The organism is Pseudomonas frederiksbergensis (genome assembly GCF_003732275.1).
GTDB lineage: Bacteria > Pseudomonadota > Gammaproteobacteria > Pseudomonadales > Pseudomonadaceae > Aquipseudomonas > Aquipseudomonas frederiksbergensis_H.
Genome location: NZ_MOBM01000018.1, coordinates 17,340 through 39,860, shown reverse-complemented (window position 1 = coordinate 39,860; position 22,521 = coordinate 17,340). Strand labels below are relative to the sequence as shown.

19 protein-coding genes and 1 pseudogene are annotated in these 22,521 nt (G+C 58.4%); 8 read left to right on the top strand and 12 right to left on the bottom strand.

The window, feature by feature from the left end; genetic code table 11:
• Window positions 1–11 precede the first annotated feature (11 nt).
• Entirely contained in the window at window positions 12–716 is a 705-nt protein-coding gene (locus tag BK662_RS13980; RefSeq protein ID WP_123358549.1) for a hypothetical protein, read from the top strand.
• A gap of 277 nt (window positions 717–993) precedes the next feature.
• On the opposite strand, the gene cyoE is transcribed toward BK662_RS13980, so the two are convergent.
• The 12 genes and pseudogenes from cyoE to BK662_RS13915 form a co-directional block, all read right to left on the bottom strand.
• The gene (cyoE, locus tag BK662_RS13975; RefSeq protein WP_095055612.1) at window positions 994–1,881 is read right to left on the bottom strand and encodes a heme o synthase; all 888 of its coding nucleotides are present in this window, start codon (window positions 1,879–1,881) and stop codon (window positions 994–996) included.
• A gap of 11 nt (window positions 1,882–1,892) precedes the next feature.
• Window positions 1,893–2,228 carry a cytochrome o ubiquinol oxidase subunit IV gene (gene cyoD / locus BK662_RS13970; protein WP_008025399.1) on the bottom strand — a complete coding sequence of 112 codons (336 nt, stop codon included), beginning with the start codon at window positions 2,226–2,228 and terminating at the stop codon, window positions 1,893–1,895.
• Complete coding sequence (locus BK662_RS13965; protein WP_123358548.1) at window positions 2,229–2,855, bottom strand: cytochrome o ubiquinol oxidase subunit III; 627 nt, start codon at window positions 2,853–2,855, stop codon at window positions 2,229–2,231.
• Window positions 2,856–2,858: 3 nt separating this feature from the next.
• Window positions 2,859–4,889 (bottom strand): cytochrome o ubiquinol oxidase subunit I, encoded by a 2,031-nt coding sequence (gene cyoB / locus BK662_RS13960; protein ID WP_123358547.1) that lies wholly within the window; start codon window positions 4,887–4,889, stop codon window positions 2,859–2,861.
• A gap of 3 nt (window positions 4,890–4,892) precedes the next feature.
• Window positions 4,893–5,837 (bottom strand): ubiquinol oxidase subunit II, encoded by a 945-nt coding sequence (gene cyoA, locus BK662_RS13955; protein ID WP_123358546.1) that lies wholly within the window; start codon window positions 5,835–5,837, stop codon window positions 4,893–4,895.
• Window positions 5,838–6,666: 829 nt separating this feature from the next.
• Entirely contained in the window at window positions 6,667–7,176 is a 510-nt protein-coding gene (locus BK662_RS13945) for a disulfide bond formation protein B (protein WP_123358545.1), read from the bottom strand.
• A 25-nt stretch (window positions 7,177–7,201) separates the two neighbouring features.
• A pseudogene (locus tag BK662_RS35700) lies at window positions 7,202–7,367 on the bottom strand (ester cyclase); the annotation flags it as partial.
• Window positions 7,368–7,593: 226 nt separating this feature from the next.
• Window positions 7,594–8,046 (bottom strand): molybdopterin synthase catalytic subunit MoaE, encoded by a 453-nt coding sequence (moaE, locus tag BK662_RS13935; protein ID WP_123358544.1) that lies wholly within the window; start codon window positions 8,044–8,046, stop codon window positions 7,594–7,596.
• Window positions 8,047–8,049: 3 nt separating this feature from the next.
• The gene (gene moaD / locus BK662_RS13930; protein WP_008010586.1) at window positions 8,050–8,292 is read right to left on the bottom strand and encodes a molybdopterin converting factor subunit 1; all 243 of its coding nucleotides are present in this window, start codon (window positions 8,290–8,292) and stop codon (window positions 8,050–8,052) included.
• A complete protein-coding gene (gene moaC / locus BK662_RS13925; protein ID WP_123358543.1) occupies window positions 8,289–8,762 on the bottom strand; it encodes a cyclic pyranopterin monophosphate synthase MoaC in 474 nt (157 codons plus the stop codon). Before moaC ends, moaD begins: the two co-directional genes overlap by 4 nt.
• 236 nt (window positions 8,763–8,998) lie before the next feature.
• Window positions 8,999–10,393, bottom strand: coding sequence for a PhoH family protein (locus BK662_RS13920; RefSeq protein ID WP_008010591.1), 1,395 nt, complete (start codon window positions 10,391–10,393; stop codon window positions 8,999–9,001).
• 337 nt (window positions 10,394–10,730) lie between these two features.
• Entirely contained in the window at window positions 10,731–11,855 is a 1,125-nt protein-coding gene (locus BK662_RS13915; protein WP_123358542.1) for a polysaccharide deacetylase family protein, read from the bottom strand.
• A gap of 232 nt (window positions 11,856–12,087) precedes the next feature.
• Between BK662_RS13915 and yaaA the strand changes: the two genes are divergently transcribed.
• The 7 genes from yaaA to algG all read left to right on the top strand — a co-directional run bounded on the left by yaaA (window position 12,088) and on the right by algG (window position 22,514).
• Window positions 12,088–12,867, top strand: a complete 780-nt coding sequence (gene yaaA / locus BK662_RS13910) for a peroxide stress protein YaaA (RefSeq protein WP_123358541.1) — start codon at window positions 12,088–12,090, stop codon at window positions 12,865–12,867.
• A gap of 819 nt (window positions 12,868–13,686) precedes the next feature.
• On the top strand, window positions 13,687–15,003 hold the full coding sequence (locus BK662_RS13905) for a nucleotide sugar dehydrogenase (RefSeq protein ID WP_123358540.1): 1,317 nt from the start codon (window positions 13,687–13,689) through the stop codon (window positions 15,001–15,003).
• Window positions 15,004–15,206: 203 nt separating this feature from the next.
• Complete coding sequence (alg8, locus tag BK662_RS13900; RefSeq protein ID WP_375538993.1) at window positions 15,207–16,688, top strand: mannuronan synthase; 1,482 nt, start codon at window positions 15,207–15,209, stop codon at window positions 16,686–16,688.
• A 35-nt stretch (window positions 16,689–16,723) separates the two neighbouring features.
• A complete protein-coding gene (locus BK662_RS13890; RefSeq protein WP_123358538.1) occupies window positions 16,724–17,893 on the top strand; it encodes an alginate biosynthesis protein Alg44 in 1,170 nt (389 codons plus the stop codon).
• Window positions 17,894–17,902: 9 nt separating this feature from the next.
• Window positions 17,903–19,414 (top strand): alginate biosynthesis TPR repeat lipoprotein AlgK, encoded by a 1,512-nt coding sequence (gene algK / locus BK662_RS13885; RefSeq protein WP_375538992.1) that lies wholly within the window; start codon window positions 17,903–17,905, stop codon window positions 19,412–19,414.
• On the top strand, window positions 19,411–20,898 hold the full coding sequence (locus tag BK662_RS13880) for an alginate export family protein (protein WP_123358537.1): 1,488 nt from the start codon (window positions 19,411–19,413) through the stop codon (window positions 20,896–20,898). Before algK ends, BK662_RS13880 begins: the two co-directional genes overlap by 4 nt.
• A 26-nt stretch (window positions 20,899–20,924) precedes the next feature.
• On the top strand, window positions 20,925–22,514 hold the full coding sequence (algG, locus tag BK662_RS13875; protein WP_123358536.1) for a mannuronan 5-epimerase AlgG: 1,590 nt from the start codon (window positions 20,925–20,927) through the stop codon (window positions 22,512–22,514).
• The last annotated feature ends 7 nt before the right edge of the window (window positions 22,515–22,521 follow it).

Here is a 22,521-nt window from a genome sequence, read left to right as displayed (position 1 = left end):
GTGAAATTTCAATGTCCGATTCCAATACCGCTGAATCCGTAGTCACCTTGTCGTCCAAAGCGGAATACGAAAACTCCATCAATCTTTCACAGCATGTGCCACAGGCCAAGACCATCAGCGAGATGGTTCTGGACGCTTTTCAATCCACCCGTGAAAGCGACCAGATTCGCGAGCTGCGCACCGCGATCCGCCAGGCTCATGACAGCTTCGACGACGACAAAGCCTATGAGTTGATGGGCGAACTCAAGCAACTGAAAGACGCCGAAGCGGCCGACATTACTGCCCTGGAAGACCTGAGCAGCAAATTCTCGATCAGCCGCATTCTGTCCAGCTTCAAGGACGACCCCGCGTTTCAGGAAATCGTTTATGGCTTGGCGCTGAAGGTACTGAACCAGACTCACCAGGCCATCAGCAACCCGAGCAGCGGCAAGAGCAAAGCGACTCGCGCCAAGAAAGAAGTCGAAGTGTTCACCATCAGCAAGGATGGCATCAGCGTCACCCTGCCCCTGCGCACCCCGCGCTCGCGCCTGAACGTTGACCGTGAAGCGCTGGAATTCCTGGGCTTCAATTTCGTCGGCGAAGGCGATGAAGCCGAGCTGGAAAGCGAAACCTTCCTGGACAATGCCGGGGCCGAACAAGCAGTCAACCGCAAGAACATCATCACCGCGCTTCAGCAGCAAACCGCGTTCGACGGTTACAGCATCGCCGCGCAGTAACGCTAAACGCCGCACATAAAAATCCCCGCCATCAGAGCGGGGATTTTTATTGCCTGTTCGCCTAATTAACATTTTTCCTGATGCACCGCAGCGCAGCCATCGCGAGCAGGCTCGCTCCCACAGGGGGTCAGCGTCGAGCACAAAAGTGGCGACAGCACCGAGCCAGTGTGGGAGCGAGCCTGCTCGCGATAGGGACGACACGGTCCGTCAAAAAGAACCCAATAAAAAGCCCCGCCATTCTCTCGAAGGGCGGGGCTTTCTTTACAGCATCCGAAGCTTAAGGCGCGTAAGTCAGCAACAGCTCACTCGGCACTTTAAAATCCAGCGACATCATCACGCTCAACGCAGTAATGGTGAAGATGGAGAACACGAAGAGCTTGCGTGCCCAGACCGTGTCATCCACTGCCTTGTAACCGGTCCAGGCCATGTACAACCAGTACATGCCCATGGCCGCGGCGACGGCGAGGTAACTCATGCCGGCGTAGCCGCTGAAGGTCAGCATCAAGGTCGCTACGAGGAACGCCAGGATGTAGAGCAGGATGTGCTTCTTGGCCACCTGGATTCCGCGCTTGACCGGCAACACCGGAATCGATGCGGCCAGGTAATCGTTGAAGCGGAAGATAGCGATGGCGTAGGAATGCGGCATCTGCCACAGGCTGAACATCACCAGCAGCGTCAGTGCGGCCATGTCGAAGCTGTTAGTCACAGCCACGTAGCCAATCACCGGCGGCATCGCCCCCGACAGGCTGCCCACCAGCGTGCCGTGAACCGACTTGCGCTTGAGGTACAGGCTGTAGAAGCCGACGTAGATGACAAAACCGATCACCGCGAACAGTGCAGCCAACGGGTTGGCCACCTTGTACAACAGTGCAACGCCGAAAACACCAAGGATGGTCGCAAAAGCCAGGGCCAGTTTCAGGGAGATCAAGCCCTGGACCAGCACCCGGTTCTTGGTGCGTTCCATCTTCAGGTCGATGTCGCGGTCGATGCAGTTGTTGAACACGCAACCGGAGGCCACCACCAGGGACGTGCCGATCATCGCAGCCAGGAAGATGGCCAGATCGACATGCCCTTTGGAGGCCAGGAAAAATCCGCCTGCCACTGAAAGCACGTTACCGAAAATGATCCCCGGTTTGGTGATTTGGATAAAGTGCTTCAAGGACATCCGGACTTACCTCAGTGCGCCATCATGTTGGTGTGGATGCTGAACATGATCCACAGCGACAGGCCTACCAACAGGACGATTACGATCGCGGCGAAAACAAACGCAATGACGTTGTTACGCTGCGCCGCCGAACGGTCCAGGTGGAGGAAGTACACCAGATGCACCAGCACCTGGATGACTGCGAAGGCCAGTACGATCCACAGGGTCAGGGCTTTCGGCAGCGACGGGTACATCACCAGGCCGAAAGGAATGACGGTCAGGATCACCGACAGAATGAAACCGATAGCATAGGACTTGACGCTGCCGTGGCCGGCGTCGTGGCTATCGTGGGAATGAGCGTTAGCCATTTACATAGTCCCCATCAGATAAACAACGGTGAATACGCAGATCCACACCACGTCCAGGAAGTGCCAGAACAGGCTCAGGCAGCTCAGACGGGTCTTGTTGGTCGCCGTCAGGCCTTTTTTCTGCACCTGGTACATCATGATCGCCATCCAGATCAGACCGCTGGTCACGTGCAGACCGTGGGTGCCGACCAGGGTGAAGAACCCGGACAGGAAGCCGCTGCGGCTAGGACCGAAGCCCTCGGAGATCAGCATGTGGAACTCGTTGATCTCCATGCCGATGAAGCCGGCACCGAACATGAAGGTCAGGGCCAGCCAGCCCAGGACCTGGTTCTTCTTGCCCTTGAACAACGCCAGCATGGCGAAGCCGTAGGTGATCGAACTGAACAGCAGCAGAGCGGTTTCGCCCAGTACGTATGGCAGTTCGAAGATGTCGTGGCCCGACGGGCCACCCGCTACGTTGTTAACCAGTACCGCGTACGCCGCGAAGATCGACGCAAACAGGATGCAGTCGGTCATCAGGTAGAGCCAGAAACCGAATACGGTCATCTCGCCCGAGTCGTGGTGATGGTCATCATGCCCATGTCCATCGACATGGGTGTGTCCAGCATTGGTCACTAAGTTCGACATGGTTTAAGCCTGTTCCAACGAGGTTTCAACACGGGTGGCGGTGGCTGGAACTTTCCCGGCCGCTACCAGACGCTTGTGCTGCTCGGCTTCGATGCGCTCGATCACGTCGACCGGCACCATATAGCCCTGATCATCACGTGCAGCATGGATAACGAAGTACCCCACGGTGCCGACCAGGCTAACGATGGCCAACCACCAGATGTGCCAGATCATCGCGAAACCGAACACGGTCAACAGAGCACCCATGACCACACCGGTCGCGGTGTTGTTTGGCATGTGGATCGGCTCGTAACGGGCCGGAGCCTGGTACGCAGTACCGTTTTCCTTGGCTTCGGTGAACGGGTCGATGGTTTCCGCTTTTGGCAGCACGGCAAAGTTGTAGAACGGTGGTGGCGACGAGGTCGACCATTCCAGCGTGTGGGCATTCCACGGGTCGCCGTGTTCGCACATGTTCTCTGGCTTGTTGCGATCACGCACGCTGACGTACAACTGGATCAGCTGGCAGGCGATACCGAAGGCAATCATCACCGCACCGAACATGGCAACGTACAGGTACGGCACCCACTCAGGGTTGGTGGTGGCGTTCAGACGACGGGTCATGCCCATGAAGCCCAGTACGTAGAGCGGCATGAATGCGACGAAGAAGCCGGTGATCCAGAACCAGAACGCTGCCTTGCCCCAACCTTCGTGCAGCTTGAAGCCGAACGCTTTCGGGAAGTAGAAGGCGAAACCTGCGATGTAACCGAATACCGCGCCGCCGATGATCACGTTATGGAAGTGCGCGATCACGAACAGGCTGTTGTGCAGAACGAAGTCAGCACCCGGGATGGCCAGCAGTACGCCGGTCATGCCGCCGATGGCGAAGGTCACCATGAAGCCCAGGGTCCACAGCACCTGGCTGGTGAAACGCAGACGGCCCTGGTAGATGGTGAACAGCCAGTTGAATAGCTTCACCCCCGTCGGGATCGAAATCAGCATCGTCGCCAGACCGAAGAAGGCGTTGACGCTGGCACCCGAACCCATGGTGAAGAAGTGGTGCAGCCAAACCATGAAGCCCAGGATCGAGATCGCGCCCGATGCGTAGACCATCGAGTGGTGGCCGAACAGACGCTTGCCGGTGAAGGTCGAGATGACTTCGGAGAAGATCCCGAACGCCGGCAGAATCAGGATGTAAACCTCGGGGTGACCCCAGGCCCAGAACAGGTTGACGTACATCATCGGATTGCCACCAAGTTCATTGGTGAAAATGTGGAAATCCATGTAACGGTCAAGCGTCAGCAGTGCCAGGGTAGCGGTCAGGATCGGGAACGAAGCCACGATCAGGACGTTGGCCCAGGTGCAGGTCCAGGTGAAGATCGGCATGTCCATCAGCTTCATGCCAGGGGTACGCATCTTCAGCACGGTGGCCAGGAAGTTGACCCCGGTCAGCGTCGTACCTAGCCCGGATAGCTGTAGCGCCCAGATGTAGTAATCCATCCCCACGCCAGGGCTGTATTGCAGGCCCGACAGCGGCGGATAGGCAACCCAGCCGGTCTTGGCGAATTCGCCGACGCCCAGGGACAGGTTGATCAGTACTACGCCGGAAACCAGCAGCCAGAAGCTCAGGGAGTTCAGGAACGGGTAGGCAACGTCACGCGCGCCGATCTGCAGCGGCACTGCAAGGTTCATCAGGCCGGTGAAGAATGGCATCGCCATGAAGATGATCATGATCACACCGTGAGCGGTGAAGATCTGGTCATAGTGTTCAGGCGGCAGGTAGCCAGGCGAACCCTCGGTGGCCATGGCCAACTGGGTACGCATCATGATGGCGTCGGCAAAACCGCGCAGCAACATGACCATGGCGACGATGATGTACATCACGCCGATTTTCTTGTGGTCGACCGAGGTCAGCCACTCGGTCCACAAATAAGTCCACTTCTTGAAGTAGGTGATTGCAGCGAACAGCGCCAGACCACCGAGCGCGATCATGGCGATGGTTATCATCACGATCGGTTCGTGGAACGGGACCGCTTCCCAGCTTAATTTACCAAACATCGTTTACTCCTCTGCCCCGGCAGCTGAATGCGAACTCATGTCCATCCCTTCCATGGCGGCCATTTCGTGCTCTTTCTTCTCGTGGTGCATCGGCTTGCCTGGTTTCATGCCTTCGTACTTGTCGACGATGGTCTGGAACAGGTTCGGCGTGAACGAGGAATAGAGCTCGACTGGGTTGTTCTGGCTTGGCTTGGCAAGGGCTTCGTATTCAGCTTTTTCAAGCTGTTTAGGTGCCTTTTTGACTTCGCTTACCCAGGCATCGAAATCTTCCTGAGAGGTGGCGATAGCTTTGAACTTCATACCGGTGAAACCCGCGCCGCTGTAGTTGGCGGAGATACCGTCCATTTCAGCGTTCTGGTTGGCGATCAGGTGCAGTTTGGTCTGCATGCCCGCCATCGCGTAGATCTGGCCGCCCAGAGCAGGGATGAAGAATGAGTTCATCACGGCGTCGGAAGTGATCTTGAAGTTGATCGGGGTGTGCGCCGGGAACACGATCTTGTTGACCGTGGCAATGCCTTGTTCCGGGTAGATGAACAGCCACTTCCAGTCCAGCGCGACCACTTCAATGGTGATCGGCTTGACGTCGGATTCCAGCGGCTTGTAAGGGTCAAGCGCGTGGGTCGACTTGTAGGTGACGTAACCCAGGGCAATGATGATCAGTACCGGAATAGTCCACACCGCGATTTCGATCTTGGTGGAGTGGGACCATTTTGGCGTGTAGACGGCGTCCTTGTTGGAAGCGCGGTATTTCCAGGCGAACGCGAAGGTCATGAAAATGACCGGCACGACGACCAACAGCATCAGCAGCGTTGCGGTGATGATCAGGTTTCGCTCATCCAGGCCGACCTGGCCCTTGGGATCGAGCAAGGTCATGTTGCAGCCTCCCAGCAACAACGTGCCGAGCAGCGGCAATAAGCCTAGTAGTCTGGGGTACCTGTTTTTACTCATCTCACGACCTCTAAAGCAGCTTGCGCAATGCAGTTGGGTTTTGATCGCCAACACTTCACCCTGCCAAGGGTTGGCATTTTTCTTGGATTGAATAAGGGCCTGCCCGTCGCGCGTCAGACGCTGTTCGACAATTGCTGGGCCTGCGGTGAGTTCTTATTCGAATTCGTGGTCAAGGGCCTTGTTACAGACCAATTCCATTTGGTGCGGATAGTCGGAAGGCACCGACACCTGGGAGTCGCATGAAGCCATCAGGCCTCTCGACACCCTAGTTCTGCTCATGCACCTGAGTAAGGGTGAGCAGTGCCGGGAATTCAGTGCGGGCGATTGTAGATATGTAACGATTCATAAACCATGTCTCATCCCGAAATAATTTATATCCAATCCGACAACAATCCGTAACGGCTTTTGCAAAAGTGCGCCATGGTATCGAAATCCATTCTCAACAAAAACACCAAAAAATGTAGGTCTATCACACGAAGTTCAGACAGTTTCCAAGGCTCTGTGCTCGCCTTAAACCCTGCTCTACCCCCTATGCGACAAGGACTTTGGCAATTTGCCAGGCCGTGTTAAAACTGCCTGTTTCGATTGCCGAGCGCTGAAACCCGCAGCACCTGGAAGAGCTGGTTTTTAGTGCGAAGCGATGCCCTGGATAACCGATTTGAAATGCCTTGCGACACTCAAGCTGTGACAACATGTCGCACACGTGTCGCACCCTTCCTTGTCGAGCATCAAGGTCTTTTTACCTGACCTGCGGATATGCAAAACGCCCCGGCCTCTCAACGAGAACCGGGGCGTTTTATTGTTTCCTGCAACGGTACGGCGTACAGCCTCAGCGCAACGCTTTGCGGTTACGCGAAGTGAGCAGCGGCACCAGCACCACGATCAGCACGAACGCCAGCAGCGCCCACTGTGCCAGGGACAAGCCAAGGATCGGCGGGTACGGCGTAGAGCAGAAGCCATCGACCTGGAAGCCCAGCGGGAAGATCTTCGCCAGCGGCAGACCGTCGACGATCGGTTGCAGCACATCGATGCCGCAACTGACCGCCGGGTAAAACTGGGTATAGACGTGATGCCCGGCCACTCCGGCGCCCGCGATGGCGCAGATCACCACCAACACTTCGAACAGCGTGATGCTGCGGCGAGTACGCATCGCCGCGCCGATAAAGGCGAACAGCGCAATCAGCAACAGCGCGTAGCGTTGCAGGATGCACAGCGGGCACGGTGCCTCGCCCAGAGCCACTTGCATGTACAGCGCACCACCGATCAGCGCCAGGCAAATAATGCCCAGCAACACCAGATAGCGCCGTTCACGTCCCAACCGCATCGTTTCCTCGCTCATCGCGTTTCCTTTTTGTGTCCGTGGATCAGCTCGCCGGCGGCTGCGCTTGCAGCGGCTGCATCAAGCTGATGTTGTCTTCTTCATATGCCAACTGGCGGCAATGCGACCGTTGTCGATCTGATATCGGTTGCCCGGAAGTCTACACGCTGGCCCTGACCTTTGAGAGCCTTGAACGGCCCCTGAACCCGGCCTTCGGGTGGCAATGCTGCTCACTTAAGAGAGTCTTGAGCCAGTGAGAAACCTGTGGCGAGGGAGCTTGCTCCCGCTTGAGTGCGTAGCATTCAGATTTTTGGGACAGCTACGCAGCCCAACGCGAGCAAGCTCGCTCGCCACAAGGAAGAAACGATAAACCGGTTAAGAACGGATTAACTTTCAAGTGTTTCTCAAAAATCGAGCCCGCGAAGACGGATCGATTGCTTACTGCTTCCACCGATCTGCCGCCGCATGATCGCTGTCACGCCCTTCCACCCAACGCGGCCCATCACGGGTGTTTTCTTTCTTCCAGAACGGCGCGCGGGTTTTCAGGTAGTCCATGACAAAGGCACAGGCATCGAACGCTGCCTGACGGTGGGCGCTGGCGGCGCCGACGAAGACGATCGGCTCGCCCGGCTCCAGGGTGCCAATGCGGTGCAACACTTCCAGCTTCAACAGCGGCCAGCGCTGCTCGGCCTCCGCGGCAATCTTGCCCAGGGCTTTTTCGGTCATGCCCGGGTAATGCTCCAGAAACATCCCGGCGACTTCGAGCCCGTCATTGAAGTCGCGCACGTAGCCGACAAAACTCACCACCGCACCGACGCCCACGTTGGCCGCGTGCATGGCGTTAACTTCAGTGCCCGGGTCGAACGGCGTGGATTGCACACGAATCGCCATGGTTCAGCCCCCGGTCACCGTCGGAAAAAACGCCACTTCATCGCCATCGCTCACCGGTTCATCGAGCTGGCAGAGGTCTTCGTTGCGGGCGCACATCAGGTTCTGCTCGCTCAGCACTTCGGCGCCGTCACGTTGGGCCAACAGCGCGCGCACATCGTCGACCGTGGCGAAATCACCTTCGACCTTCACCGAGTCCACGCCGAGTGCTTCGCGGTAACGGGCGAAAAACTTCACAGTAACGTTCATGGCTGATCCGCCTGGAAATGGCCGCTCTTGCCGCCGAGTTTCTCCAGCAGCCGCACGCTCTCGATGGTCATGCCGCGATCCACGGCCTTGCACATGTCATAAATGGTCAGCGCCGCGACGCTGGCCGCGGTCAGCGCTTCCATTTCGACGCCGGTCTGCCCGGACAACTTGCAGCACGCCACGATGCGCACGGTGTCGTCGCCTTCGGCACTGAGTTCGACCTTGACGCCGGTGAGCATCAACGGGTGGCACAGAGGAATCAGATCGCTGGTTTTCTTCGCCGCCTGGATGCCGGCGATCCGCGCCACGGCGAACACGTCACCCTTGGGATGGCCGCCAGTGACGATCATCTGCAGGGTTTCGGGCAGCATGCGCACCAGCGCTTGGGCCGTCGCTTCACGGAACGTCACGGTTTTTTCAGTGACGTCGACCATATGGGCGCGACCTTGGGAATCGAGATGAGTCAGCACAGGGATACTCCTGATCAGGAGCACCGATTGTAAACCTGTGGGTCAAATTTCCGCACGTTTGATTATCGGGTCATTACACATCCCTGTGGGAGCGAGCCTGCTCGCGATAGCGGCGTGACAGTCGACATCAATGCCGAATGCCAGACCGCCATCGCGAGCAGGCTCGCTCCCACAGGGGTAAAAGAGTTGCCCATAAAAAACCGGGCGACCATCAGGCCGCCCGGTTCTGGTGAGGGTTACAGATGCGATTCGGCGTATTCGGCCAGAATCGAGCGTGGCACCCCTTGCAGGGTGATGTGTACACCGTTGGGGAAGTCCTTGAAGCGCTCGGTCAAGTACGTCAGCCCGGAGCTGGTCGCGGACAGGTAAGGGGTATCGATCTGTGCCAGGTTGCCCAGGCACACCACTTTGGAACCGGCGCCGGCACGGGTGATGATGGTTTTCATCTGGTGCGGGGTGAGGTTCTGGCATTCATCGATCAGGATCAGACTCTGCTGGAAGCTGCGGCCTCGAATGTAGTTGAGGGATTTGAACTGCAACGGCACTTTGCTGAGGATGTAGTCGACGCTGCCATGGGTGTTTTCGTCGTCCATGTGCAGCGCTTCGAGGTTGTCGGTGATGGCGCCGAGCCAAGGCTCCATTTTTTCCGCTTCGGTGCCGGGCAGGAAGCCGATTTCCTGGTCCAGCCCCTGCACGCTGCGGGTGGCGATGATGCGCCGGTAGCGTTTGCTGACCATGGTCTGCTCGATGGCCGCTGCCAGTGCGAGGATGGTTTTACCGGAACCTGCTGCCCCGGTCAGGTTGACCAGGTGGATATCCGGGTCGAGCAAGGCGTACAGCGCCAGGCTTTGATAGATGTCACGCGGTTTCAGGCCCCAGGCTTCCTGGTGCAACAGGGGTTCCTGATGCAGGTCGAGAATCAGCAGGCGGTCTTCCTCGATCTCCTTGATCCAGCCGACAAAGCCCTGTTCGTCGATGATGAACTCATTGATATGCACAGCCGGCAGGTTGTCGATCAGCTGCACCTGATGCCAGGTGCGACCGTGGTCCTGACGGGTTTCGACATTCTTCACGCGATCCCAGAAGGACCCGTCCATGTTGTGATAACCGTTGGGTAGCAGCGACACATCATCGACCAGTTGGTCGGTGCTGTAGTCCTCGGCCGCGATCCCGCAAGCCCGGGCCTTGAGGCGCATGTTGATGTCTTTGGTGACCAGCACCACGGGCAGCTTTGGTTCGCGCGCGTGCAGGTCGATCAGCTGGTTGATGATGATGTTGTCGTTCAGATGCTCGGGCAGAATGATGTTCGGCTCAGTGCGCTTGCTCATCAGAATTGACAGCAAACCCTTGGGCCCACTCTTGCCGCGCTGGATCGGTACGCCGAGTTCGACGTCTTCGGGGCTGGCATCGCCCAAAGTCTTGTCGATCAGGCGAATCGCCTGGCGGCATTCCGCGGCAACGCTGTGATGCCCACTCTTGAGCTTGTCCAGCTCTTCAAGCACGGTCATCGGGATGGCGACGTGGTGTTCTTCGAAATTAAGCAGGGCGTTTGGATCGTGAATCAATACGTTGGTATCGAGTACATAAAGGATTGGCTGGTTGGAAGAAGGGCTACGTCCGTGATCATCCATACTCGGTCACCTTTGTGGGAGCCAGTCGACGCAGTACCATGACAGTGCTGCGCCTCGAAGTGGCCGCCGAATTCACCTGCGAGGAGTCAAGTGAACTGCACACAAACTGGGGTCTTGGGAGACGCCACCTGTGTTGCAGGTTTCGGCGGTCTGTCTTCGTAATACTCCAAAACACGTGACAGAAAAAAGCACTTTGACGTTTTTTTGAAGTTTATTTTTCAGAGTGACGAATAGCCCTTGGCGTGCAGGCAATGTGCCGTTAAAGTCGGAAGTCCGCCTGCACCGATTTCGCTCCCGAAATCGCCCTTCACCCAATGTTTACGGCCTTTTGCAGTTTTCAGCGAAACGCGTCCCGACAGTCTGCCCAACCGATCCCGCTTGGCGCCGTTTGCGTGATGAGCCAAGGCATCGCCGTTTTCAGCGCATCCTGCTTCACATTGAAATTGATCACCCCGTGCCGCCACAGCAGCATCAGGGTCAACACCCGTTGTGCGCTCTGGCTGCCCTTGAGCTTGCCGGCGCCGTCCTGGGCATCGATGTCCCACAACGCCACCTGCAAGCCCTGATACGTGAAGAAGCCCTCGGCATCGGACCGGCGCTGGCCATCGGGCGGGCGAAACAGCGGCACGTAATTCTCCGGCAACTTGCCTTTGACCAACTCGATGCTGCGTCGCACCGAGTCCTGCCAGTCTTGCCAATGGCTGTGGGAGCGGAACTCCCAGCCTTGCACGCCCACGCATTGCTGCGAATAAGTCCCTTGCAGGCTGGCCACCGAACGCTCGGCCAGACGGGCCTGAATGTCCTTGCCGAGGACGAAGAACGTAGCACTCAGGTTCGATTTGCGCAGGTACTCGGTGACCCAGGCCGTGTTATCTGGCGTGGCATTGGCGGCGCTGTCGAAGGTCAGCAGGAACAGGCGATCATTCATGGCATCGCCATTGCGCTCATAGTCGCCAAAACGATCGACTTCGCTGCTGGTCTGCGGAAACAGCGCGGCCTTGCGCAACTGCTCGTCCAGGTATTGCGCGTGGAACAACCGGCTCGGCTCGGCCCACTTGATGTAGTAGCTGTCGTCGCTCACCTGAAACTTGGCCGCTTGCTCACGCAAGGTGGCCATGTCCTCGACCAGGAAACAGAAGGAGGCATCCTGATCGCAACTCTGCTGGGCGAAGTTGTAATTGGTCAGCAAACGCTGCCACATGCGCTGGCGCAGCTGGTTGACCGACTCCAGATTGAGGGTGCGCAGGCCAAGGCGTTGAGCCAGTCTCGCTTCATCCAGCGATTCACTGGCCAGCAGAACCCGGGCGAACATGAGGATTTCGGCCCGCGAGGCGACATCAAACAGCGTCGGGCTGCTGAGCTGCTCAGGCCAGGTGCTGCGATCCAGCGTCGCCACATCGCCCGGTGCCGCCATGGCGCCAAAGCTCAAGAGCCAGGCCGAGAATAGAAAAACGATACGCAATGGGATGCCTCCATAACAAAACCCGCGCGGCACTATATCGCGGGAAGATCAAAAGATCGCAGCCTCGCTTCGCTCGACAGCTCCTACAGATGTACGCGCACCGTAGGAGCTGCCGAGCGAAGCGAGGCTGCGATCTTGTTCCATGACACCACCGATCACCTATGACACCCATAGCTGGAGTCAACAAGGACAACCCCCTAGAATCGCCGCCACGATTAAAGGAGACGACTTCATGCTGATGGTGATTTCCCCCGCCAAGACCCTCGATTACGAAACACCGCCGGCGACCCAGCGCTTCACTCAGCCGCAATACCTCGACCATTCCCAGGAGTTGATCCTGCAACTGCGCGACCTGACGCCGGCGCAGATCAGCGAGCTGATGCACGTCTCCGACAAGATCGGCGGCCTCAATGCCGCGCGTTTTGGCAGCTGGACTCCGGCCTTCACTCCGGCCAACGCCAAGCAGGCGTTGCTGGCATTCAAGGGCGATGTGTACACCGGCCTGAATGCACAAACCTTCAGCGAAGCCGACTTCGATTACGCCCAACAGCACTTGCGCATGCTCTCCGGCCTGTACGGCCTGCTGCGCCCCTTGGACCTGATGCAGCCCTATCGGCTGGAGATGGGCACCAAACTGGCCAATGCCCGTGGCAAAGACCTGTACGCCTTCTGGGGCACGCGGATCAGCGAATGGCTGAACGAAGCCTTGGCCGATCAAGGCGACGACGTGCTGCTGAACCTGGCTTCCAACGAGTACTTCTCGGCGGTCAAACGCAGTGCCTTGAACGCACGCATCATCAATACCGAGTTCAAGGACCTGAAGAACGGCCAGTACAAAATCATCAGCTTCTATGCGAAAAAGGCCCGCGGGATGATGAGTCGCTTCGTCATCGAAGAACGCATCAATGACCCGATCGCCCTCAAGCAGTTTGACGTTCAGGGTTATCGCTACAGCGCCGAACAGTCTAAACCGGACAATCTGGTGTTCCTGCGCGATCACGCACCGGAGTAATAGAGCCTGCACCAAGTCAGCGCACGACACCCATTACTTCGTCGTGCGCGCCCCCTTTGATCGTCGAACAATCCTTTCCTTTTCGCCGCTTTATTGGCGCCAATATTCAAGCACTTCATTTTCTAACTTTAGTTTCACTCGACATTGATCATTTTTTTCAGTAGTGGCACTGAAAATTTTTACTTGTAGTGGCAAAAAAGTACCCAAAGCAACAATCGCCCCATATACAAAGGGCCAAACGGCAAGTGCTATCAATATGAAAGCAGTGCCATCTTTTTCAATATTTCAAGAAATTTCAGCATTCGCGATGGGCGGACAGGAACTATGTCCAAATGCGTCGCTCATACCACCGGTAACGATTCTCTCGGTGATTGTGCGAGATAACTTACACAGACAAGAGATCCATGTAGCGAAGTTGTCACACTTACTTGGGCTTACTGATCACTTATTTGGGCAACACATGAAGGACAGGAGATAACGCACCATTACTATCCCCTACAAGGCCACGGCTGCGCCCCTATAAACGTGCTCACCTGAGCACCCAACCGCTTGATTTACGGGCTTTCGGGCCTGGCATTGAGCGCGCAAGACCTTTGCACGGAAGTCTTCTGAAAAGAGGATCGGCTGCATAACAGGGCAAGTCATAACAATAAGGCCTGGTTGCGCACATCTTGAGTGCATTTATTTAGACACTCGGAACTTAGTATGCCTGCACACGGCATTGTGGCGCCTTTAAGTCGCACTTGCGAGTGCACTATGACCGCTGAACACCATTAACTCCGGCCATGTAATGGCTTGATAAATACAGAGGTAATTGCGATGCGCATCAGCATATTTGGTTTGGGTTACGTCGGCGCAGTATGTGCCGGTTGCCTGTCTGCACGGGGCCATGACGTCGTTGGCGTCGATGTTGCCAAAGACAAAATCGATATGATCAACGCCGGCAAATCGCCGATCGTTGAACCGGGTTTGGGCGAACTTCTGCAGAAGGGTATCGAGACGGGCAAATTGCGCGGCACGACCAACTTCGCCGAGGCGATTCGCGACACCGACCTGTCGATGATCTGCGTCGGTACGCCGAGCAAGAAGAACGGCGACCTGGAACTGAACTACATCGAAGCGGTGTGCCGCGAGATCGGTTTTGTCCTGCGTGACAAGACCACCCGCCACACCATCGTGGTTCGCAGCACCGTCCTGCCGGGCACCGTGGCAAACGTGGTGATCCCGATCCTCGAAGACTGCTCCGGCAAAAAGGCCGGCGTCGACTTCGGCGTGGCGGTCAACCCAGAGTTCCTGCGTGAAAGCACCGCGATCGCCGATTACGACCTGCCACCGATGACCGTTATCGGTGAGTTCGACAAGGCCTCGGGTGACGTTCTGCAATCGCTGTACGAAGAGCTCGACGCGCCGATCATCCGCAAGGACATCGCCGTTGCCGAGATGATCAAGTACACCTGCAACGTATGGCACGCCACCAAGGTGACCTTCGCCAACGAGATCGGCAACATCGCCAAAGCCGTCGGTGTCGACGGTCGCGAAGTGATGGAAGTGGTCTGCCAGGACAAGACACTGAACCTGTCCCAGTACTACATGCGCCCAGGCTTTGCGTTCGGCGGCTCTTGCCTGCCTAAAGACGTCCGCGCCCTGACCTACCGCGCCGGTTCCCTGGACGTGGAAGCACCACTGCTCAACTCGCTGATGCGCAGTAACGTGTCCCAGGTACAGAACGCGTTCGACATCGTCTCCAGCCACGACAAACGCAAAGTCGCCCTGCTGGGCCTGAGCTTCAAGGCCGGCACCGACGACCTGCGCGAAAGCCCGCTGGTTGATCTGGCGGAAATGCTGATCGGCAAGGGCTACGACCTGAGCATCTACGACAGCAACGTCGAATACGCCCGCGTTCACGGTGCGAACAAGGATTACATCGAGTCTAAGATCCCTCACGTCTCGTCCTTGCTCAACTCCGACTTCGACGACGTGATCGCAAACTCCGACGTGATCATCCTCGGCAACCGTGACGAGAAATTCCGCGCCCTGGCGCAGGAAGCTCCACACGGCAAGCAAGTGGTCGACCTGGTTGGCTTCATGTCCAAAGCCACCAGCGTAAGTGGCCGGACTGAAGGCATCTGCTGGTAACGCTGCATCTGTGTAGGAGCTGGCGAAGCCTGCGATCTTTTGATTTTCAGCGATCTCACTGACGCCAAAAGATCGCAGCCTGCGGCAGCTCCTACCAGGACTTCTGGCGTCATCCAGAGCGGGTGACGTCAGTTTTCACAGGCCTGCCTTAACCCCATCGGGCCACCCCACAGGCTCGCCCGAGATCGAGACGGATGCAGATTATGCACAGGCTAAAGCACGGCCTACTTCAGGCCGCCGGTTGGCTGTTTTACCTAAGTTTACTGATGGGCATCGCCACGGCGCTGCCTACGTCCACGTTCGACTCCGAGTCGAAGGACTTCATCTTCCTGATCGGTATCGTCGGTATCTGGCGTTACTCGATGGGTGCCACGCACTTTCTGCGCGGCATGCTGTTTCTGTACGTGGTCTACCCGCACCTGCGGCGCAAAGTGCGCAAGCTGGGCAAAGCGGCAGACCCGTCCCATGTATTTCTGATGGTCACCAGTTTCCGTATCGACGCCCTGACCACCGCTCAGGTCTACAGCTCGGTAATCCGCGAGGCCATCGACTGCGGCCTGCCGACCACCGTGGTGTGCTCCATCGTGGAAATGTCCGATGAGCTGCTGGTCAAGAGCCTCTGGAAACGCATGAACCCACCGCCACGGGTCAAGCTCGACTTCGTGCGCATTCCCGGCACCGGCAAGCGCGATGGCCTGGCTTACGGTTTCCGCGCCATCTCGCGCCACCTGCCTGACGACCGCGCCGTGGTTGCCGTGATCGATGGCGACACCGTGCTGGCCGAAGGCGTCGTGCTCAAGACCGTGCCGTGGTTCCAGCTGTTCGGCAATGTCGGCGGCCTGACCACCAACGAGTTCTGCGAAGTGCGCGGCGGCTACATCATGAGCGAATGGCACAAACTGCGATTCGCCCAGCGCCACATCAACATGTGCTCCATGGCCCTGTCCAAGCGCGTGCTGACCATGACCGGCCGGATGTCGGTATTCCGCGCCACCGTGGTCACCAACCCGGACTTCATCGCCGATGTGGAAAGCGACTCGCTGCAACACTGGCGCCTGGGCCGCTTCAAGTTCCTCACCGGTGACGACAAGTCGAGCTGGTTCAGCCTGATGCGCCTGGGCTATGACACTTTCTACGTGCCGGACGCCGCTATCCACACCGTGGAGCACCCGCCCGAGAAGAGCTTCATCAAGGCCAGTCGCAAACTGATGTTCCGCTGGTACGGCAACAACCTGCGGCAGAACTCCCGCGCCCTGGGCCTGGGGATGAAACGTCTCGGCCTGTTCACCTCGGTAGTGTTGTTCGATCAGCGCGTGTCGATGTGGACATCCTTGCTGGGACTGACCGTGGCGCTCATCGCCACCTTCAAGTACGGCAGCGCGTTCATCCTGGTTTACCTGCTGTGGATCGGCATCACCCGCCTGATCCTGACCGTGCTGCTGTCCTGCTCCGGTCACCGGATCGGCCCGGCTTACCCGGCGATTCTCTATTACAACCAGATCGTCGGCGCGCTGGTGAAAATCTACGTGTTCTTCCGCCTCGATCAGCAGTCCTGGACTCGCCAGCCCACTTCTCTGACCCGTGATCTCGCCAGCTTTCAACGTTGGTTCAACACTTGGTCGTCTCGGACCATGACCTTCTCCGCCGGCAGCATTTTTGTCGCCGTGCTGCTGATGATGGTCTGACCGAACTCGCCTGAATTAACTAGGAAATCGCCCATATGAATACCGCCGTCAACTCCAACGTAGTGCACGAATCCGAAGCCCAGCGCCAACACGCCCGCGTGAAAATCCCGGCCAAGCTGCGTTTCTTCGGTCCAGACCGGACTCCGGTTGAAGCCCGGGTTATCGACCTTTCCGCTGGCGGCCTGGCGTTCAACGCCGGTCAGCTGCCGCTAAAGGTTGGCGATGTGCATAAGGCCCGTCTGCAATTCGTGATCGATAACCTCGGCCTGGCCATGGACGTGGAATTGCAAATCCGCTCCGTCGATCGCCAGACCGGTCGTATCGGTTGCCAGTTCCAGAACCTGGAGCCCCGTGACATTTCCACCCTGCGCCACCTGATCACTTCGCACCTGGCCGGCGACATCGTCAGCGTGGGTGAAATGCTGGCGACCCTGCAGCGCGACAACTTCACCAAGGCGCGCAAGGTCAAGGATGGCGGCCACGGCATGACTCCGCTCGGTCGTCTGAAAGCGGTGACCTTCAGCGCCGGTATCTTCGTGGTCGGCCTGGTGGCGTTCGGTTTCATTTTCAAATCGGTGTACGGCATGTACTTCGTCAGCCACGCCCAGGCCGGCCTGGTCAGCGTGCAGGGCATGAACATCACCATGCCGCGCGACGGCACCGTGCAGAGCCTGATCAAGGCTGACGGCGTTGCCGCCAAAGGCGCACCGCTGGCGACCTTCAGCACCAGCATGCTCGACGTACTCAAGGGCCATCTGGACGAAGACCAACTGCAACCGTCCAAGGTTGAAGAACTGTTCGGCAAGCAAATGACCGGCACCCTGACTTCGCCGTGCGATTGCACCGTGTCTCAGCAACTGGTGGCTAACGGTCAGTACGCCAGCAAAGGCGACGTGATCTTCCAACTGGTGCCGCGCAATACCGAAGCCAACGTTGAAGCACGCTTCTCTTATCGCCAGTTCGGCGACGTGCGTCCAGGCACTTCGGTCAGCTTCCAGATCGCCGGTGAAGACCAAACCCGTACCGGCAAGATCGTCAGCAGCACCAGCCTGAAAAGCGCCGACCTGTCGTCCGACATCCGCGTGCAGATCAAACCTGACGAGCCACTGGACAGCGCCTTCGCCGGTCGCCCGGTGGAAGTGAACAGCACTCGTGGCCCGAACCTGAACTGGCTGATCAACAAAGCCATGGCCGCCGGTCTTTAAACAGAGGACATGCCCGTGACGACTCCACATTTCCTCAGAACACCGCACACCCTGTGGGAGCGAGCCTGCTCGCGATGGGGTCAGCGCGGTCTGTCTGATGCACCGAGTTGCCTGCATCGCGAGCAGGCTCGCTCCCACACTGGGTATGCGTTGTGTGCACTGGCGCTGGCTGTGGGCCTTAGCGGTTGCGCCGGCCTGCCCGACCAGCGTCTGGCCAACGAAGCCCTCAAGCGTGGCGACACCACGCTGGCGGCGCAGAACTACCAGCAACTGGCAGACCTGGGTTACAGCGAAGCTCAGGTTGGCCTGGCCGATCTGCAAGTCGACAGCCGTGACCCGGCGCAAATCAAAAAAGCCGAGGCGACTTACCGCGCCGCGGCCAGCGTCTCGCCGCGGGCTCAGGCTCGCCTGGGTCGTCTGTTGGTGGCCAAACCCGGCGCCACCGAAGCCGAACATCACGAAGCCGAAGCGCTGTTGAAGAAAGCCTCGGCCAATGGCGAAGGCAACACCCTGATCCCGCTGGCGATGCTGTACCTGCAATACCCGCACAGTTTCCCGAACGTCAACGCGCAGCAGCAGATCAGCCAATGGCGCACCGAAGGCAAACCGGAAGCCGGTCTTGCGCAAGTGCTGCTCTATCGCACCCAGGGCACTTACGACCAACACCTGGATGACGTGGAAAAGATCTGCAAGGCGGCGTTGAACACCACCGACATCTGCTACGTCGAACTGGCCACGGTCTATCAGAAACGTGGCCAGCCAGAACAACAGGCTGAACTGATCAAGCAGATGCAGGCTGGTCACAGCCGTGGCGTCGTCACTGCGCAACGTGTGGACAGCGTGGCCCGCGTACTGGGTGATGCAAGCCTGGGCAAGACCGACGAGAAAACCGCTCAGTCGCTGCTCGAAGGCATCGCACCTGGCTACCCGGCGTCCTGGGTCAGCCTTGCGCAATTGCTCTACGACTTCCCTGAACTGGGTGACGTCGACACCATGATGAAGTACCTGGACAACGGCCGCGCCGCCGACCAGCCGCGTGCCGAACTGTTGCTGGGCAAGCTCTACTTCGAAGGAAAAATGGTGCCGGCCGACGCAAAGGTCGCCGAAGAGCACTTCAAGAAAGCTGTCGGCCGGGAAGTCGCCGCCGATTACTACCTCGGCCAGATTTACCGTCGTGGTTACCTGGGCAAGGTCTATCCGCAGAAAGCCCTGGATCACCTGCTGACCGCTGCGCGTAACGGCCAGAACAGCGCCGACTTCGCCATTGCTCAACTGTTCTCCCAAGGCAAGGGCACCCGGCCCGACCCGGTCAACGCTTATGTCTTCAGCCAATTGGCGAAGGCTCAAGACACCCCGCAAGCCAATGAGCTTGCGCAAACAATCGAAGCGCAACTGCCGCCTGACCGGCTGGCCGAGGCCCAACGCCTGCTGAAACAAGAGCAGGCCATTCGTAGTGCCGTGAGTCCCGACACGCTGGAACTGCACGCCCTGCAAGAAGAAGACGGCGAGGAATCCCTATGAAGCTCAATCCATTCGTTCAGGCCGGTATTGGCCTGACATTCGCCCTGCTGTGGTCGTGCCCGACCCTGGCGGCCCTGACCGAAGACAAGAATTTCGGCCTCGAAGTCAAAGTTACCGGCCAGTCCGAAGACGACCGTGACCTGGGCACTGCCAGTGGCGGCGACGTTAACGGCGTTGGCCTCGACCTGCGTCCATGGGTATACGGCGAAAGCGGCGCGTGGAGCGCCTACGCCATGGGCCAGGCCGTGACGTCCACCGACATCATCGAAACGGACACCCTGCAACAGTCCGACAGCGACGGTAGCCAGACCACCGACAACGGTGATCGCAAAACCAAGAAGAACTACCTGGCGATGCGCGAGTTCTGGGTCGGCTACAGCGGCCTCACGCCTTACCCTGGCGAGATCCTCAAGCTCGGTCGCCAACGCCTGCGCAACGACGATGGCCAATGGCGCGACACCAACATCGAAGCCCTGAACTGGACCTTCGACACCACTCTGTTGCGCGCCAACGTCGGTGTCGCCGAACGTTTCAGCGAATACCGCACCGACTTGAAAGAGCTGGCGCCCAAGGACAAGGATCGCCTGCACGTTTTCGGCGACGTTGCCACTCAATGGTCGCCGGGTAACTGGGTCGGCATTCGCGGTCATCACACCCATGATGACGGCAAGCTCGACTACCCGGAGCCGGGCGTGGCCGGCGATTCGCTGGATAAAAAACAGAACGGCGACATCAGCTGGCTCGGCCTTACCGCCGATAGCGATGCCTACAACTGGCGCAACACCAATACCGTCAATTACTGGGGCAGCATCACCGGCATGAGCGGCGACACCGACACGGTCAACCCGCTGAACGCCGATGGCACGCGCCCGACCGAAGCCAAACGCGGTGAAGACCTCAATGGCTGGGCCACCGACATTGGCGTGCGTCTGCGCCTCGACCCGCAGTGGCAAGTCGGTGCGGCGTATGCCCGTGCCAGCGCCGAGTACGAACAGACCGGCCTGGAAAGTAACCGCTCGAACTACACCGGTACGCGTTCGCGGGTTCACCGTTTCGGCGAAGCCTTCCGTGGCGAAATGAACAACATGCAGACCGCTACCCTGTTCGGCTCGTGGATGCTCAACGACGAATACGACGCCAGTGTGATCTACCACAAGTTCTGGCGCGTGGACGGCAACAAGCCGGTGGGCAGCAACGGCATCAACGCCGTCGAAAACAACACCGACGACGTGACCGGCGCGATCCTCTCCAGCACCTCCCTGCCGCTGGAAGATGGCAACAATGACCTCGGTCAGGAAATGGACGTAGTCGTCACCAAGTACTTCAAGCAAGGCCTGCTGCCGGCTTCGTTGAGCCAGTCGGTCGATGAGCCTTCGGCTCTGGTGCGGTTCCGTGGCGGTGTGTTCAAGCCTGGCGATGCGTATGGCAAAGGCGTCGACTCCTACATGCACCGCGCGTTTGTCGACGTGGTCTGGCGCTTCTGATGCAAACCGCGAAGGGAGTGCCCGACATGAACAGTGCCAAGAAAGGCTCGATCAGCCTGCTGGCCGGCGCGCTGCTGCTCGCCAGCGCAGCCGCCTTCGCCACCGTCGAACCGGCCAAGCCTGTGCAACAGGGCAAATCGGCGACCATAGCCAAAGGGCTGCAACAGGCCAAGACCTACACCGTCAGCAGCGCGCCAACCGCGCCGCTGGACCTGGCCAAGCCGAAACTGCCGGACACCTCTGGCTACACCGCCGAAGCCATCGCCGCGAAAATCGTGCGCACCAAGCCCGGCAAAATCAGCGTGCGTCGGATGATGCAGGAAGACGCCCTGAAGGACTTCATCGGCGGTGACAACAAGATGGCCGAGTGGGTGGTGCGTCAGCATGGCATCCCGCAGGCGATCTTCGTTGACGACGGCTACATGAACCTCAAGGACCTGGCGAAGAAGCTGCCCAAGCAGTACTTCAGCGAAACTTCGCCGGGCGTGTTCCTGGCGAAGTTGCCGATCGTGGTGGGTAACAAGGGCATTCTGGAAATCGACAAGCAGACCCAGGAATTGCGCCTGTCCCAAGAGGCCGGTTCGTTCCTGGTCAACGACGGCCAGCTGTTCGTGCGAGATACCAAAATCACTGGCTGGAGCGAGAAGGCAAACGGTCCGGCGGCCTTCAAGTCGCCCAAGGAATTCCGTCCGTTCCTGCTGTCCTGGGGTGGTACACAGACCTACATTGCCAACAGCAAGATCGCCAGTTTCGGTTACGCCAACAGTAAGTCCTACGGCGTGAGTATTTCCCAATACACGCCGAACATGGCCAAGGTGCTCAAGCGCCCTGAACCGACCGGCTGGATTGTCGGCTCCGAGTTCTCGGACATGTGGTACGGCTTCTACTGCTACGAAACCCGTGACTTCGTGGTCAAGGGCAACACCTACAAAGACAACATTGTCTACGGCATCGACCCCCATGACCGTTCCCACGGTCTGATCATCGCCGACAACACGGTGTTCGGGACCAAGAAGAAGCACGGGATCATTATTTCCCGTGAGGTCAATGACAGCTTCATCTTCAACAACCGCAGCTACGACAACAAATTGTCGGGCCTGGTGATCGACCGTAACAGTGTGAACAACCTGATCGCCTACAACGAGATCTACAAGAACCACACCGACGGCATCACCCTCTACGAGAGTGCCGACAACCTGTTGTGGGGCAACAAGGTAATCAGCAACCGACGCCACGGCATCCGTATTCGTAACAGCGTGAACATTCGCCTCTACGAAAACGTTTCGATGGCCAACGGCCTGACCGGTGTCTACGGCCACATCAAAGACCTGAGCGACACCGACCGGGACATCAAGCTCGACCCGTTCGACGCCGAGGTGTCGCTGATTGTGGTCGGTGGTGAATTGGCCGCCAATGGCAGCGGACCGCTGTCGATCGACTCGCCGCTGAGCGTGGAGCTGTATCGCGTGTCGATGCTCGCGCCGACCAAATCCAGCGGCATCAGCTTCTCGGGGATCCTCGGCGAACGCCAGGATGAAATTCTCGACCTGCTGGTGCGCCAGCAGAAAGCCGTGCTGATCGACCCAGTCGAACGCCAGACCAAAATGCAGGACTGAGGATAAT